This is a genomic window from Undibacterium sp. Ji42W, from assembly GCF_049340405.1.
Lineage (GTDB): Bacteria > Pseudomonadota > Gammaproteobacteria > Burkholderiales > Burkholderiaceae_D > Undibacterium.
Genome location: NZ_JBMPOV010000014.1, coordinates 60,429 through 74,225 on the forward strand (window position 1 = coordinate 60,429; position 13,797 = coordinate 74,225).

Consider the following 13,797-nt stretch of genomic DNA (forward strand, 5'->3'; position numbering starts at 1 on the left):
GATTTTATTCAGGCATCCATCAACTCAAAATGAAACACCTTACTCACAATCTGCCACCTGCCATCCAGTTTTACCAGCGTTAAAAAATCAGTAAAAAACTTGTTGGCAATTGCGCATTCGACGCGGGCGAAGGCGGTGACCGGGCCTGCCATTTCCAGGGAGACGATGCGGTCGCGGCGGGTTTCATTTTTGCTGGCGGGGGCGGGGCGTTTATCGACGACGGGGAAGTATTGCTGCATGTCCAGGTGCAGTAGGTGGCCTTCGGTGGCGCAGTAGTAATGGGCTTCGGGGTGGAATACCTGGGCGAGTATGCTGGTGTCGCTGTGGTACAGACCATCGAAGTAGCGGTTCAGCATGGCGATAATGTCGGGGTATGCAGTTTCCATTGTTGCCTTTCTCAATGTGAATACGGTAGCGTCATCCATGAGCTACCGTATTGTCTGCTGTTTCGGGATTTTTTGCCGATGTGGCTTTCGTTTCAGATTCAGGCAGGCAAGCCTTCTGCTTTCAGTGCAGCTTGTACATGCGGCCTGGCCTTGACGCTGGCGAGAAATTTTTGCAGGTGGGTAAAGTCACTGATATCAAGGTTCACATGTTTGCTCCAGCCGCTGACGGTGAACAGATAAGCGTCGGCGACGGTAAAGGTGTCACCGGTCAGGTAAGTGCGGCCTTCGAGGCGGCTGTCGATCCAGGCGAATTTTTTGCGCAAAAGTTCTGCGACACGCGTCTTGCCTTCGGCAGGCATGTCAGCATCAAACAGTGGTGCGAAGGACTTGTGCAATTCTGAGCTGATGTAGTTTTGCCACTCAAGCACGCGGTAACGTGCGAGGCCGGATGCTGGCAACAGATCGCGGTTTTCTGCGTTTTCAGCAATGTACTGGGCAATGATGGAACCTTCAGTCAGTATTTCGTCATTATCAAGTTCTACCGTGGGCACCTGGCCTTTGGGATTGATGGTGTAGAAATCCACTCCATCGGCAGTTTTGTGAACATAGGTATCAACTTTTTGCAAAGTGAAATCCAGGCCAGCTTCACGCAGGATGATATGTGGAGACAAAGAGCAGGCACCGGGGGAGAAATAGAGTTTCATGGTTTGGGCTTTCGATAAAGGGGTTTGACTGGCGGCACTGCCTTGATCAACAAGGCGTGACGGCATACTATGCCAAACGAAATAGTTGATAAACTAGGCGAAAGTTACTTTATAAATTACATGGTGTAATGTGAATCGACATTTTGCGGATGTATTGCTAGGCAGCATAGAATTGTTTTGCCTGGCAGCAGAGCTGGAAAGCTTCAAGGATGCGGCTAATGCGGCAGGCCTGACGCCAGCGGCGGTCAGCCGTTCGATCGCCCGGCTGGAAGAGCGTATAGGTGTCCGCCTGTTTGTGCGCACCACGCGGCAATTGCGGTTGACCGAGGCCGGGCGTGCCTATTTTGTACAGTGCCGGCAGGCGCTGAACCAGTTGGTGGAGGCCGAGCGCGAGGTGTCTGGTCAGCAGATGCAACCCGCTGGCCTGGTGCGCATCAGCATGCCCACACCTTATGGACATTACCGGGTGCTGCCTCTGCTGGCAAAGTTTCGCCAACTATACCCGCTGGTCAAACTGGATTTGCAACTCAGCAACCGCAATGTCGATCTGACCGCCGATGGCTTTGATCTGGTCATACGAGGCCGTAACCCGCCGGATTCAGGCATGATTGCGCGCCGCCTTGAAGATACTGAAATTGTCGTCTGTGCCACGCCAGAATACCTGCAGCGTTTTGGTGTACCGACCAGGCTGGAAGACCTGGACAGGCATGAATGCCTGCAATTTGTCTTGCCCAGTGCCGGGCAAAACATCGTCTGGATATTCAGGCGCGATGATCAGGATGTCGATTGGCCGACCAAAGGTGGCCTGACCTGTTCAGAAGATTTGCTGGGCATCATCACCCTCGCAAAAAATGGCGCTGGCCTGTTGCAGGCTTCCCGCTTCATGGTCGAAGATGATTTGCGTACGGGTCGCATGGTCGAAGTGCTGCAAGAATTCGAAGGGCGCACCCGACCATTTTCGTTACTCTATCCGCGTGACCGGCACCTGCCCTTGCGCGTCAGGGTGTTCATTGATTTTCTGGTGGCAGAGCTGGCGCAAAATTGACATCCACCTGCCAGTTCAAAACTTGTTGCATGACCCAGTCCGCATCATCGAGCGGCAAGTCATGGCCTGCCGTGGGATGCAAGTACAGAGGGCAATGCCATAAACTTGCCAGTTTGCGTGAGCAAGCTGCATTGACGAGTTTGTCCTGCTCTCCCGCCAGCAAGAGCAGCGGAACTTTGCCCGAATAGGGTGGCGCACGAAAGCGCATGGCGGCCAGCAATTGTCGCAGGATGTTGCCAACGCTAATAGGCATTTCCTGCGCATATGCTGTCCAGCGCGTGATGATCTCTTTGGCCTGCTCTGCAGTTTGTAAATTGCTGGTGATATGCAGAATCAGATTTTCGCGTTGCATGTTCGAACCAAATAACATGGTCGTAATCAGCGCAGGATAATTTGACGGCCTCAGCCTATGGTAAAAAGGATTATGCGGTGCCACGCTGGTATTGATCAGCACCATGCGCTGCATATCATTCGGGTATTTATCGGCCCAGGCCAGTGCTACCATCGCCCCTAGTGAAACTGCCAGTACATGCACAGGTTCTGCTATCCCTTCTACCTGCAATTGCAGGTGGCAATGATCTGCCATTGCGTCTACCATGGTCAGACTATGCTCCGCATGTAATTGCCCGTTGCCAGGAAAATCCAGGCACAGCAAACGTTCAGCTTCCACCGCCTGCTGGAAGCGCGCAGGAAAATCTCCCCAATGCCGGCTTTCGCGCATCAGGCCACGCAATAATATCCAGGTTGTCATGGCCTGTACCAGCGAGCCACGGCGCGCTCTTGCAAACGCAAGCGGGTAGGACCTTGCGCCAGCCATTGCGCATGGCCGCAAGTTGCCCGCATCAGGAAATCCAGCCAGGAACTATGCCTGCGCAACACGCGGCTCAGCCTGTGCTGTGCTACCGGGTTGAACATGCCATGCCGCGAAAATAACTGGCGCGGGTTTTTCTTGACCCATAGCCATGACCCCATTTCCAGCGTCAGTGGTAAAAAGGTTTTACTGCTGTCCTGCTGAGCCTGTAAATACAGGTAATCCCAGACATCCCCATGGGTGCGGTATTGCAGGCTTTGCGGCTCGAACAGATAAGAATGATTGGGATGGGTTTGTTCAAATAATTCTTCCAGCGCCAGGATGTCGGCCAGATGGTCGATGGGATGCACGCTGTGTGCATGCGGGAACCAGACGCGGTCACGCAAGCCAAAGCCAGAGTGGCAATCTATCGCCATGCTGAAAGGGCGGGCCAGCAATTCCTGTTGCACAGTGCGACATAGCGCAAGGTTCTCTGCTTCCATCTCTGCACCGGCGGCACCGCGGTACCAGGGCAGGCGCGGGCTATAGCGATGTCCACCGAGCAGGAAAGGCACCTTGTCTTGCGCTTCGACCGGCGCATTGCGCATCAGATCGACGCCGCTGGGGTTGCAACGCGTCGCCTGCCACATGCCACCCGGATTAATCAGCGGCATGAACACCAGGCGCACATCCTGCAACATGTGTTGCAGGCTCTTGTCCCAGGACAACCGTGTCAGCAGGCCGCGCAGGAAAGTCAGCAAGACTTGCGTGCCTATGCGTTCCAGCCCATGGATACCACCAAAAAAACCGATGGCGGGCAAGCTGGGATCAGGATTGCCGAGCGCCAGTTTATAGACCGGGAATTGCCTGCTCTTGACGGCGACCTCGCACAAGACATCCACCTCCAGTTGTCCGCGGCCAAGGGCGATAATGCGTTCCAGTTCATTCAGTTCAGGCAATGCAGACATGGCGCGCGCTTAAAAGTTAACCACGCCATGCTAGAGGAGCTATAGACAGAATGCAAGAAACAAGCGCCGTAGACATCAAACTCGGCAATTATGACCAACACATGACAGCATTTAGGCGCACGGGGGAACTTTTCATGCATCCCGGCTTCTGCATATAGAATGGCGCACAGGATTTACACAAATCAAACGAATTGAAGGAGTTGCTTTTGTCGAGTCAATTGAAAACTATCGCTGCTGATGATGAGGCCTACTGGTCAGATATCCGTGACCAGTACACAGTCTCACCAGATTTTATTAACTTGGAAAACGGCTATTTCGGCGTGCAGGCGCAGCCTGTATTTGAAGCTTTCCAGCGTTACCAGGCGCAGGTGAATGCCGAGACTTCGTATTTCTTGCGGGTGCGTTATGCGCCGATGTTTGTGCAAGTCATGCAGGCTCTCAAGGATTTTTGTGGCGTGGATGAGGGCGAGCTGGTACTGACCCGCAATCTGATTGAGGGCATGAATATTCTGTTGCAAGGTTATCCCTTGCAGGCGGGGGATGAAGTCATCCTCGCTACCCATGATTACGATCTCGTCATTGATACTTTGCTGATGCTGGAACAGCGCAAGCAGATACAACTGCGGCATTTGCAATTACCTTTCGACCCTGTCAGTGATGAAGGAATCGTGGCCCAGTATGAGCAGGCAATTACACCCAAAACCAAGCTGATGCTGGTCACCCATATCGTGCACAGGACAGGGCAGATCATGCCAGTTGCCAAAATCACTGCCATGGCGAAACGTCACGGTGTTGATGTCATGGTTGATGCGGCGCATTCCTTTGCTCATCTGAACTATCGCATGACTGAGTTGGGGGCTGATTTTGTCGCCGTGAATTTGCACAAATGGCTGGGTGTGCCGCTGGGCGTGGGCATGCTGTATATACGCAAGAACCGGGTCGTGGATATTGCGCCGTTGTTTGGCAATGCCAAATTTGCCGACAATGAAATTTTCAAATTCACGCAAGTTGGTACGGTGCCGCCAGCAAATATCCTGACGGTGCTGGATGCGCTGCAATTTCATGCATCCATAGGTTCGGCCAACAAGGAGGCGCGCCTGCGCTACCTGACGCAATACTGGGTCAATCAGGTACGTGGCTTGCCCGATGTGCGCATCATGACACCGACGGACCCGCAACGCTCTTGCGCGATTGCAGGGTTTGGTATCGCTGGCAATTCTGGACATGCGATTGTCGATTACCTCATGCGCGAGCACAAGATATTCACTGTCACGCGCGATCTGGATGGGCATGACATCGTCAGGGTGACGCCGCATCTGTATACTAGTCTGGAAGACCTCGACAAGCTGGTGGTAGCGATCAAACAGCTGACGCAAGCCTGATCACGGCTGGATGTAGTCGCAAGGGAGTAACGAAATAATTTCCATTTTACAGGATTTAATTATCCTATATAATGGAAATTATGGATATCAATACGATTATTGCCCGCAGGGTGCGAAACTTGCGCGATCAGCAAAAACTCTCGCTCGATGCGCTGGCCAAGCGCAGCGGCGTCAGCCGTTCGAATATTTCGCTCATAGAGAGGGGCGAGAGTAGCCCCACTGCTGCCGCGTTAGACAAGCTGGCTGTGGGCCTGGGGGTGACGCTGGCGTCCCTTTTTGAGGACAGCACGCCTGCTGCCGCAGCTTTGCCAGTCTCGCGTCTGGCCGAGCAGGTATGTTGGACTGATCCTGATTCCGGCTACAGGCGTCGCAATCTCTCCCCTGGCGTGCCTTCGCCCCTGCAACTGGTCGAAGTTGAATTCCCGGCGGAGCAAACCGTGCGCTATGACAGTTTCCACCGTGATGTCGATATACAGCAGCAAGTCTGGATAATGGCGGGCCAGATGCGTCTCTCCGTTGGAGAGCAGGTCTGGGACTTGCAGACTGGCGATTGTCTTTCCATGGGCCTGGATAAACCTATCACCTTCCATAATCCTGGAAAAATTACGGCCCGTTATCTCGTGGCGCTGTGCAAGTAGCGGCCTCTTTCAGTTTTCAACTCATGGAGTACATCATGTCCGAGCAAGTCCACATCCAGATTCTCGATGCCGCAGCAGCGCAGGCGAATATAGCTGCATTGACCGAGGTATTGACGGACTGTGTAGCCGGTGGTGCATCTGTCAGTTTCATGTGGCCTTTGCCACGCGAACGTGCGCTGCAATTCTGGCAGGGCGTGGCTGAAGGCGTGGCGTGCAAGGAGCGGGTCTTGCTGGTTGCCAGGGATGACAGTGGTGATATCTTGGGCACGGTACAATTAATTACCGCCATGCCAGACAACCAGCCGCACCGCGCCGATGTCGCCAAGATGCTGGTACACAGGAGGGCGCGTCGCAAGGGCATTGCACAGGCACTCATGGCGGCAGTTGAGCAAGCTGCCAAAACAGAAGGCAAGACCGTGTTGGTGCTTGATACAGTCACTGGCGGTGATGCCGAACGCCTGTATGAACGTGCAGGCTGGCAAAAGGTAGGCGTGGTACCCAATTATGCCCTGATGCCGGATGGCGAATTTTGCGGGACGACTTTTTTTCACAAGCAGATTTAGCAGATTCAGCAGATAGAGCGGAGTAAAGCAAATGCGCATCGCAGTGATTTCAGATATACACGGTAATCTGGCCGCACTTGAGGCAGTAGCTGTTGATCTGCGCTTGCGTGGTGCTGATCAGGTCGTCAATCTGGGCGATAGCCTGTCCGGCCCCTTGCTGCCAAAAGAGACAGCGGATTTCCTGATGGCGCAAGATGGTTGGGTACATCTGGCTGGAAATCATGAACGCCAGATACTGGAATTGAATGAGCATTCGGGCTCTGGCGATAAGTATGCGCACCAGCAAACCACGACAGAACAAAAAGCATGGATGGCGGGTTTGAAGCCAGTACTGCAATTGAATGCAGAAGTCTTGCTCTGTCATGGCACACCAGCCAGTGACACCACGACCTTGCTGCAGGTGGCAGACAGGAACGCCACTGCGCAAGAAATTGAAGACAGGCTTGGACAGCAGACCTCAACTGTCATCGCCTGTGGCCATAGCCACGTCGCCCGCAGTGTGCGTACAGCCACTGGTCAGCTTATTGTCAATCCTGGCAGCGTTGGTCACCCTGCCTATGAATATGATTACCCTTACCCGCACAAGATAGAGTCAGGCTCACCCGATGCGCGTTATGCCATCCTGGAAAAGAGGCAGCATGGCTGGACAGAAAGCCTGATCAATGTTCCGTATGCCTGGCAACACATGGCAGAACTTGCGGCCTTGCGTGGGCGTGAAGACTGGGTCAGTGCCTTGCAAAGTGGTTACGTGAATCAAGTCAGTCACTCAGTCATCCAGTAGGTCAGTCTCAAAAATACTTATGAAAAATCAAAATACGGCACTCATCATCATCGACATGCAGCGTGGCATGGCTACCCCAGAAGCTGGCCCTAGAAATAACCCCGGCGCTGAAGAAAATATACGTCAGTTGCTGCTGGCCTGGCGTGAAGCTGGCAGGTCCGTGGTATTTGTCAGACACATGTCGCGTTCACCAGGTTCATTATTCTGGCCGGGTCAGCCAGGTAATGAGTTTCAAGAGAATTTGCTGCCACTTGCCAGTGAACATGTAGTCGAAAAAAATGTGACAGATGCCTTCGCTCATACAGGGCTAGAGCGCTGGCTGCATGTGCGTGCCATCAAAGACCTGGTCATCGTCGGTGTCAGCACCAATAATTCAGTCGAGGCAACAGCCCGCAGTGCTGGTAACCTCGGGTTTAACACCACGGTAGTGGCCGATGCCTGCTTCAGTTTTGACCGATTGGATTTGCGTGGCAAGCCGCAGACGGCAGAAGAAGTGCACATCAATGCACTGAGCAATTTGCAGGGGGAATATGCCACCGTGCTTGATACTGCTGAGTTGCTGCACTAAATACGATCTTGCTATCTTCGGTATTTGCAGCGGTAATTTCCATCAAAGATTACCGCTGCTTAGCTCTACCCCTGTAGCTAAAAATTTCATAAAATGCCCAGCACTGCCGCATGGGTCTGCGGATTAATTTACAGTATGGGAACTATCATGGCGATGGATGTCATAGATTACGAAATTTTTGGCGACGATATGCAATTCGTCGAAGTTGAACTTGACCCAGGCGAAGCCGCCATAGGTGAAGCCGGGACCATGTTCTACATGGAAGACGACATACAGATGGAAACCATCTTTGGTGATGGTTCTGCTGGTCAGACAGGCATCTTCGGCAAATTGCTGGGTGCTGGCAAACGCCTCGTGACGGGTGAATCCCTGTTCACCACGGTCTTCATGAACGGTGGCGCAGGTAAGAGAAAAGTCGCCTTCGGTGCAGCATATCCTGGCAAGATCATCCCCATGCATCTGGATCAACTCGGTGGCACCCTGCTGTGCCAGAAAGATGCCTTCCTTTGTGCCGCCAAAGGCGTGTCACTGGGCATCGCCTTTCAAAAACGCCTGGGCGCCGGCTTCTTTGGCGGCGAAGGCTTTATCCTGCAAAAACTCGAAGGCGATGGCCTGGCATTTGTGCACGCAGGTGGCGCCATCATAGAAAAGACCCTGCATCCCGGCCAGACCCTGCGCGTTGATAGTGGCTGCGTCGTGGCTTTTACCCAGGAAGTGGATTTCGACATCAAGTTTGTCGGCGGCGTTAAAACAGCCTTGTTCGGCGGTGAAGGCATATTCTTTGCCCACCTGCGCGGCCCTGGCAAAGTCTGGCTGCAATCTCTGCCTTTGGCACGTCTGGCTAACCGTATTGTTGGTGCATCAAAAGTCGGCGGCAGCCATGGCGGTGAGCAAGGCTCGGTACTCGGTGGTCTTGGCAATTTGTTTGAAAAAGAATAAACCGTTTTCTTTGTGAGACCAGCCCGCTTATGTTCTGCATAAGCGGGCTTTTATTTTTTGACTGGATAAAGAATCTTTGCCGGAACTAAATTCGGCTTACTCCTGTCTATCTTCGAGCTTATAGCGGATTACTACTTTGATTCAGCAAATTTACCCAAGTTACCATGTTTAAAAAATTACTCGCCCTGTCCTTTATACTTTCCAGCCAACTAGCCATGACAGGCTGTGCCGTTGTCTATGACATTGGGCAGGATTCCAACCAGCGTCAATGTGAAAAACTCCAGGACTGGAATGAGCGCAAGACTTGCCTGCAACAAAACAAGACGACTTACGAGCAATATGAAAAACAGCGCGAAGACTTGCGCAACAAGGGGACTGAAAAGAAATGAGGCAGGGGCTGGTGGCAACTGGCAAGGTGCGCACCAGCCCCTGATAATAGAGAGGAAATGAGTGGAAATGAGTAGAAATCAGTAGAAATCAGTAGAAAAAGAAGCTGAAGTTAATTTGCAGCTTGCGTTTCGATATTTTGCAGCAAGGATGCCTCATTAAAGGAATCGCAGCATATTTCGCTGGAAGTGCGCGAGCCGTAATGCGAAATAAACTCATCAAAGCTACCGCTTTGTGTGCTTTCCATTTCAGCTTGTTCTACCCGCGATTTTTCTGCCATGTTGGTATACAAAGCCAGTTGTTCAGGGGCCAGCGGGCGGGCGCGGAATTCATTTGCCAGCAGCGTACTTTGTTGCAGGGCAAATTGTGTGAACGAATTATTTGCTGCGCGTATCGCATCCATTACCTTGGCTGATGGTGTCAGTTCAGGGTGATGCAGTTTTTCGGTCTGTACCTGCATTGCCTGCGCGTGACAGTTGTCGCCACGCTGGGCATCAAGCAGGGCTGCTACCGGGGCGATACGTTCCAGTAATTCCTTGCCCCAGTCTTGCAATGAAATGGGCTCGCCATGGCGGGACAACATCAGTCCTGGACGACGGCCCTGTTTGACGGTCAGGGAAAAATTCTCTGCATTTTCATCACCTTCAGCCTGATTGGTCGGTGCACTTTCTTCGAGAGCACAAAACAGCAGGAAGGCATCGAGGAAACGTGAAGTCTCCAGGCTGATACCCAGCGGGTCGAAAGGATTGACATCCATGCAGCGCACTTCTATGTATTGCACGCCACGCGCGCACAGTGCTTCTACCGGGCGCTCGCCAGTTTTGATGACGCGCTTTGGCCTTATCGTGGCATAAAATTCGTTTTCTATCTGCAGTACATTGGTATTGATCTGCACCCATTCACCGTTTTGCCGCGTGCCTATCTTTTCATACTCAGGATAGGGCTGGCGCACTGCCAGCGACAGGCTGCGCATGTATTCCAGCAGGGTGTTATATGGTGGCACCAGGCCAGACTGGGCATTGTTCTGGTAACCCAGGTCACTCATGCGCAGGCTGGTCGCATACGGCAGGTACAGGGTATCGTCTGACAAAGTTTCCAGTTGATGCGGGCGGCCACGCAGGAAAGGCGTCGATAGTGCAGGCGAGGCACCGAACAGGTACATCAGCAGCCAGCTATAGCGATTGAAATTGCGTATCAAGGCGATGTAACTTTCAGACTGCACATGCATGGCACTGCCGCTGCTATGTTCTGCCTGCTGCAAGACTTTCCATAAATCTTCAGACAGCGAATAATTGTAATGGATGCCAGCAATGCATTGCATGCTCTTGCCATAGCGCAGCGCCAGGCCGCGGCGATACACATGCTTGATCATGCCTATATGTGAATTGCCGTACCAGGCGATAGGGATATCTTTTTCTTCCGGCAGGCTGCAAGGCATGGATTGATGCCACAGCATTTCATTGCCCATGACGGTATAGGTAAAGCGGTGGATATTGTCGAGTTCCTCCAACGCGGTGGCGATATCAGGCTCAGCCGGGGTGATAAACTCCAGCAGGGATTCAGAATAATCCGTCGTGATCTGTGGATTGGTCAAGGCCGAACCCAGAGCCGGTGAATGTGGCGTCAAAGCCAGCTTGCCATCCGCATGCACGCGCAAGGTTTCGCGTTCTATGCCACGCAGGCCACCAGCAAGCAAAGGACGGTTTGCATCACTATCTAGTAGCGCCAGGCGTCGGTTTAACAGAGTGCTCACGGTGTCTTCCTTCAAGATTTTGTTGTCTTTGCAATCAGATTTGCAAAAAATATCGAGCAAGCATAGCCGAAAAATGAAAATGGCATACGACAGCGCTCAAATTTCAAATATGAAAACTTTTTTAGTTTATAACAGTCTCATGACTAGCCGGTTTCAAGGTCAATGAAGTCCAATCAATCCCGCATCGCAGCAATGCGAGAAAAGTTTCCTTGTTTTGTTGGCATCGCTTTAGAATGTCCTAATTAATTTCATACAGGAGTTGAAGTGTCTATCAAAAAGATGTCTGTACTCGTGTCAGCCAGTGTACTTGGTCTGGCAACTTCCGGTCTGGTGCTGGCCGCTGAGCCCACCCCGGGCTCTTCTCCCGTGCCACCCGTGGCAGCAAAGGTCAAATGGCAGGAAACCCGGCATGGCGAAGTTGTCACGGATGATTATCGCTGGCTGCAAAAAAAAGAAAGTCCTGAAGTCATCGCCTATCTGAATGCAGAAAATGCTTATACCGAAGCACTGACCGCAGACATCAAGCCTCTGTCGGAAAAACTGTATGCAGAAATCAAGGGCAGGATGAAAGAGGTGGATTTGTCTGTACCTGTGCGCCGTGGCAATTACTATTATTACTCGCGTACCGAGGCGGGCAAGCAATATCAACTGTATTGCCGTCGCCGCGCAGGCTCTGACATGGCATATGACGACAAGGTCGCAGAAGAAATCCTGCTGGACCAGAACGAAATGGCCAAGGGGCAAAAGTTCTTTGCCGTTGGCGGCAGCTCCATCAGTCCGGATGAGCAATTCCTGGCTTATACCACAGACACGGTGGGTTATCGTCAGTACCAGTTGCAAATCAAGAATCTGCGTACCGGCGACATACTCAGCGACAGCCAGCCGCGTATCACCTCAATGGCCTGGGCCGCTGACAACAAGACCCTGTTCTATGTGCAGGAAGATGCCACCACTAAACGCTCTGACCGCCTGTTCCGCATGGAGATAGGCAAGCCTCCAGTAGAAGTCCTGCATGAAGCCGTTGAGCAGTTTGACCTGCAGGTCAGCACTACCCGCGACAGGAAGTTCATCGTTGTCAATATCCACGCCACTGATACCAGTGAAGTCATGCTATTGGCGGCAGATAAACCGCAAGAAAAATTCCACAGCGTACTGGGTCGTGAGAAAGGCCATCGTTATCTTCTGGAACATCGCAATGGCGATTTGTATATTGTCACCAATAAAGACGCCAAGAATTTCCGGGTTGTGCGCGCACCGCTGGCAACGCCTGACAGCAAGCACTGGCAGGAAGTGGTCAAGCATGATTCTGAGGTACTGGTCTTTGGTGCCGACCTGTTCAAGGATTATATGGTTGTCACTGAAAAGACCCAGGCCCTGAACCGGGTGCGCATCTATGACTTCAATAACAAGCAATGGAAGACAGTGAAGTTTGATGACCCTGTGTATCTCGCCACCGGCGCAGGTACTCCTGAGTTTTCTGCCACCCGCTTCCGCATGTCGTATCAGTCACCGGTAACACCAGTGACCACGCTGGATGTGGACATGGCAACAGGTCAGCGCTATGTACTCAAGCAGCAGGAAGTCGTCGGCGGCTACGATGCCAGCAAATATGAGAGCCGCCGCCTGTGGATGACGGCCAGGGATGGTGTCAAGGTACCCTTGTGGGCGGTGTATAAAAAGGGTGTGAAACTCGATGGTTCTGCACCTTTGCTGTTGTATTCGTATGGCAGCTATGGGTATTCCACCGAAGCGACCTTTACCTCCAGCCGCCTTAGCCTGCTGGACCGTGGCGTTATTTATGTGCAGGCACATATACGCGGTGGCCGTGACATGGGTGAACACTGGCATGAAGATGGTATGCTGATGAAAAAGAAAAACACTTTCTATGATTTCATCGACAGTGCTGACTACCTCATCAAACAGAAATGGACCAGTGCAGACAGGCTGATCATACAGGGCGGCAGTGCAGGTGGTTTGCTGATGGGTGCAGTCGTGAACATGCGTCCTGACTTGTTCCATGCCGTGCATGCTGCCGTGCCTTTTGTCGATGTCATGAATACCATGATGGATGCCAGCCTGCCTTTGACCACGGGTGAATACCTGGAGTGGGGTAACCCGAATGAAAAACCGGCGTACGACTATATGCGCAGCTATTCACCCTACGACAATATCGCGCGCAAGGCTTATCCCGCCATGCTGGTGACCACGGGTTTGAATGACAGCCAGGTCATGTACTGGGAGCCAGCCAAATACGTGGCTAAATTGCGTGATTTTAAAACCGATAAAAATCCTCTGCTGTTGAAAACCAATATGGCGGCAGGGCATGGTGGTGCATCAGGTCGTTACGATGCCCTGCGCGAAAATGCATTCAATATGGCCTGGATGCTGTCGCAATGGGGTATCAAGGAATAATTGGTTTGTTATTAAACTGGTCTCGTCCTTCATGATGAGACCAGCTTCATTCTGTTGAAAAAATAAGGCATGAGACATGAACTTCGCTTACACCATTATCTACGTCCCTGACGTTGCCGCATCGCTGGCTTTCTTTGAGAAAGCCTTTGGATTTGCTACCCGTTTTTTGCATGAATCAGGCATGTATGGTGAACTCGATACCGGTGCCACGACGCTGGCTTTTGCTGCGCATGCGATGGGCGATATGAATTATTCCTGTGGCCATGTGGCTGCACACAGTTCAGAAAAACCATTGGGAATGGAAGTCGCGTTTACCACCGCCGATGTAGCTGCCGCCCATGCGCAGGCGATTGCTGCGGGTGCCCAGGAATTGTCTGCCCCGGCTGAAAAACCCTGGGGCCAGGTAGTATCTTATTTGCGTTGCCCTGATGGCAGCCTGGTGGAATTGTGCACGTCCATGGGTGGCTAGTACAATTCAAAA

15 protein-coding genes are annotated in these 13,797 nt (G+C 52.3%); 10 read left to right on the forward strand and 5 right to left on the reverse strand.

What is annotated here, in order from left to right; all coding sequences use genetic code 11:
• Window positions 1–8: 8 nt before the first annotated feature.
• Together ACO0LG_RS25355 and gstA are read right to left on the reverse strand one after the other, a co-directional pair.
• Complete coding sequence (locus tag ACO0LG_RS25355; protein WP_423030681.1) at window positions 9–386, reverse strand: nuclear transport factor 2 family protein; 378 nt, start codon at window positions 384–386, stop codon at window positions 9–11.
• A gap of 98 nt (window positions 387–484) precedes the next feature.
• On the reverse strand, window positions 485–1,090 hold the full coding sequence (gstA, locus tag ACO0LG_RS25360; protein WP_423030683.1) for a glutathione transferase GstA: 606 nt from the start codon (window positions 1,088–1,090) through the stop codon (window positions 485–487).
• A 130-nt stretch (window positions 1,091–1,220) separates the two neighbouring features.
• Here gstA and ACO0LG_RS25365 point away from each other — a divergent pair, with 130 nt between their 5' ends.
• On the forward strand, window positions 1,221–2,135 hold the full coding sequence (locus ACO0LG_RS25365; RefSeq protein WP_423030685.1) for a LysR family transcriptional regulator: 915 nt from the start codon (window positions 1,221–1,223) through the stop codon (window positions 2,133–2,135).
• Here ACO0LG_RS25365 and ACO0LG_RS25370 read toward each other — a convergent pair.
• Together ACO0LG_RS25370 and ACO0LG_RS25375 are read right to left on the reverse strand one after the other, a co-directional pair.
• Window positions 2,098–2,886, reverse strand: coding sequence for an alpha/beta fold hydrolase (locus ACO0LG_RS25370; protein WP_423030687.1), 789 nt, complete (start codon window positions 2,884–2,886; stop codon window positions 2,098–2,100). The genes ACO0LG_RS25365 and ACO0LG_RS25370 overlap by 38 nt on opposite strands.
• The gene (locus tag ACO0LG_RS25375) at window positions 2,883–3,893 is read right to left on the reverse strand and encodes a M14 family zinc carboxypeptidase (RefSeq protein WP_423030689.1); all 1,011 of its coding nucleotides are present in this window, start codon (window positions 3,891–3,893) and stop codon (window positions 2,883–2,885) included. The genes ACO0LG_RS25370 and ACO0LG_RS25375 overlap by 4 nt, the downstream gene beginning before the upstream one ends.
• 206 nt (window positions 3,894–4,099) lie before the next feature.
• Here ACO0LG_RS25375 and ACO0LG_RS25380 point away from each other — a divergent pair, with 206 nt between their 5' ends.
• The 7 genes from ACO0LG_RS25380 to ACO0LG_RS25410 all read left to right on the forward strand — a co-directional run bounded on the left by ACO0LG_RS25380 (window position 4,100) and on the right by ACO0LG_RS25410 (window position 9,153).
• The gene (locus tag ACO0LG_RS25380; RefSeq protein ID WP_423030691.1) at window positions 4,100–5,275 is read left to right on the forward strand and encodes an aminotransferase class V-fold PLP-dependent enzyme; all 1,176 of its coding nucleotides are present in this window, start codon (window positions 4,100–4,102) and stop codon (window positions 5,273–5,275) included.
• Between the two features lie 80 nt (window positions 5,276–5,355).
• Entirely contained in the window at window positions 5,356–5,913 is a 558-nt protein-coding gene (locus tag ACO0LG_RS25385; RefSeq protein WP_423030693.1) for a helix-turn-helix domain-containing protein, read from the forward strand.
• Window positions 5,914–5,948: 35 nt separating this feature from the next.
• A complete protein-coding gene (locus ACO0LG_RS25390) occupies window positions 5,949–6,476 on the forward strand; it encodes a GNAT family N-acetyltransferase (protein WP_423030695.1) in 528 nt (175 codons plus the stop codon).
• Between the two features lie 31 nt (window positions 6,477–6,507).
• The gene (locus ACO0LG_RS25395; RefSeq protein WP_423030697.1) at window positions 6,508–7,257 is read left to right on the forward strand and encodes a metallophosphoesterase family protein; all 750 of its coding nucleotides are present in this window, start codon (window positions 6,508–6,510) and stop codon (window positions 7,255–7,257) included.
• A 19-nt stretch (window positions 7,258–7,276) separates the two neighbouring features.
• Complete coding sequence (locus tag ACO0LG_RS25400) at window positions 7,277–7,825, forward strand: cysteine hydrolase family protein (RefSeq protein WP_423030699.1); 549 nt, start codon at window positions 7,277–7,279, stop codon at window positions 7,823–7,825.
• A gap of 147 nt (window positions 7,826–7,972) precedes the next feature.
• A complete protein-coding gene (locus tag ACO0LG_RS25405) occupies window positions 7,973–8,764 on the forward strand; it encodes a TIGR00266 family protein (protein WP_423030855.1) in 792 nt (263 codons plus the stop codon).
• 164 nt (window positions 8,765–8,928) lie between these two features.
• On the forward strand, window positions 8,929–9,153 hold the full coding sequence (locus ACO0LG_RS25410; protein WP_423030701.1) for a hypothetical protein: 225 nt from the start codon (window positions 8,929–8,931) through the stop codon (window positions 9,151–9,153).
• A 110-nt stretch (window positions 9,154–9,263) separates the two neighbouring features.
• Here the strand turns inward: ACO0LG_RS25410 and gshA are convergent, their stop codons facing one another.
• Window positions 9,264–10,904, reverse strand: coding sequence for a glutamate--cysteine ligase (gene gshA / locus ACO0LG_RS25415; RefSeq protein WP_423030703.1), 1,641 nt, complete (start codon window positions 10,902–10,904; stop codon window positions 9,264–9,266).
• A 264-nt stretch (window positions 10,905–11,168) separates the two neighbouring features.
• On the opposite strand from gshA, the gene ACO0LG_RS25420 reads away from it, so the two are divergent.
• Together ACO0LG_RS25420 and ACO0LG_RS25425 are read left to right on the forward strand one after the other, a co-directional pair.
• A complete protein-coding gene (locus ACO0LG_RS25420) occupies window positions 11,169–13,316 on the forward strand; it encodes a S9 family peptidase (protein ID WP_423030705.1) in 2,148 nt (715 codons plus the stop codon).
• A gap of 76 nt (window positions 13,317–13,392) precedes the next feature.
• The gene (locus tag ACO0LG_RS25425) at window positions 13,393–13,785 is read left to right on the forward strand and encodes a VOC family protein (RefSeq protein WP_423030707.1); all 393 of its coding nucleotides are present in this window, start codon (window positions 13,393–13,395) and stop codon (window positions 13,783–13,785) included.
• Window positions 13,786–13,797 lie beyond the last annotated feature (12 nt).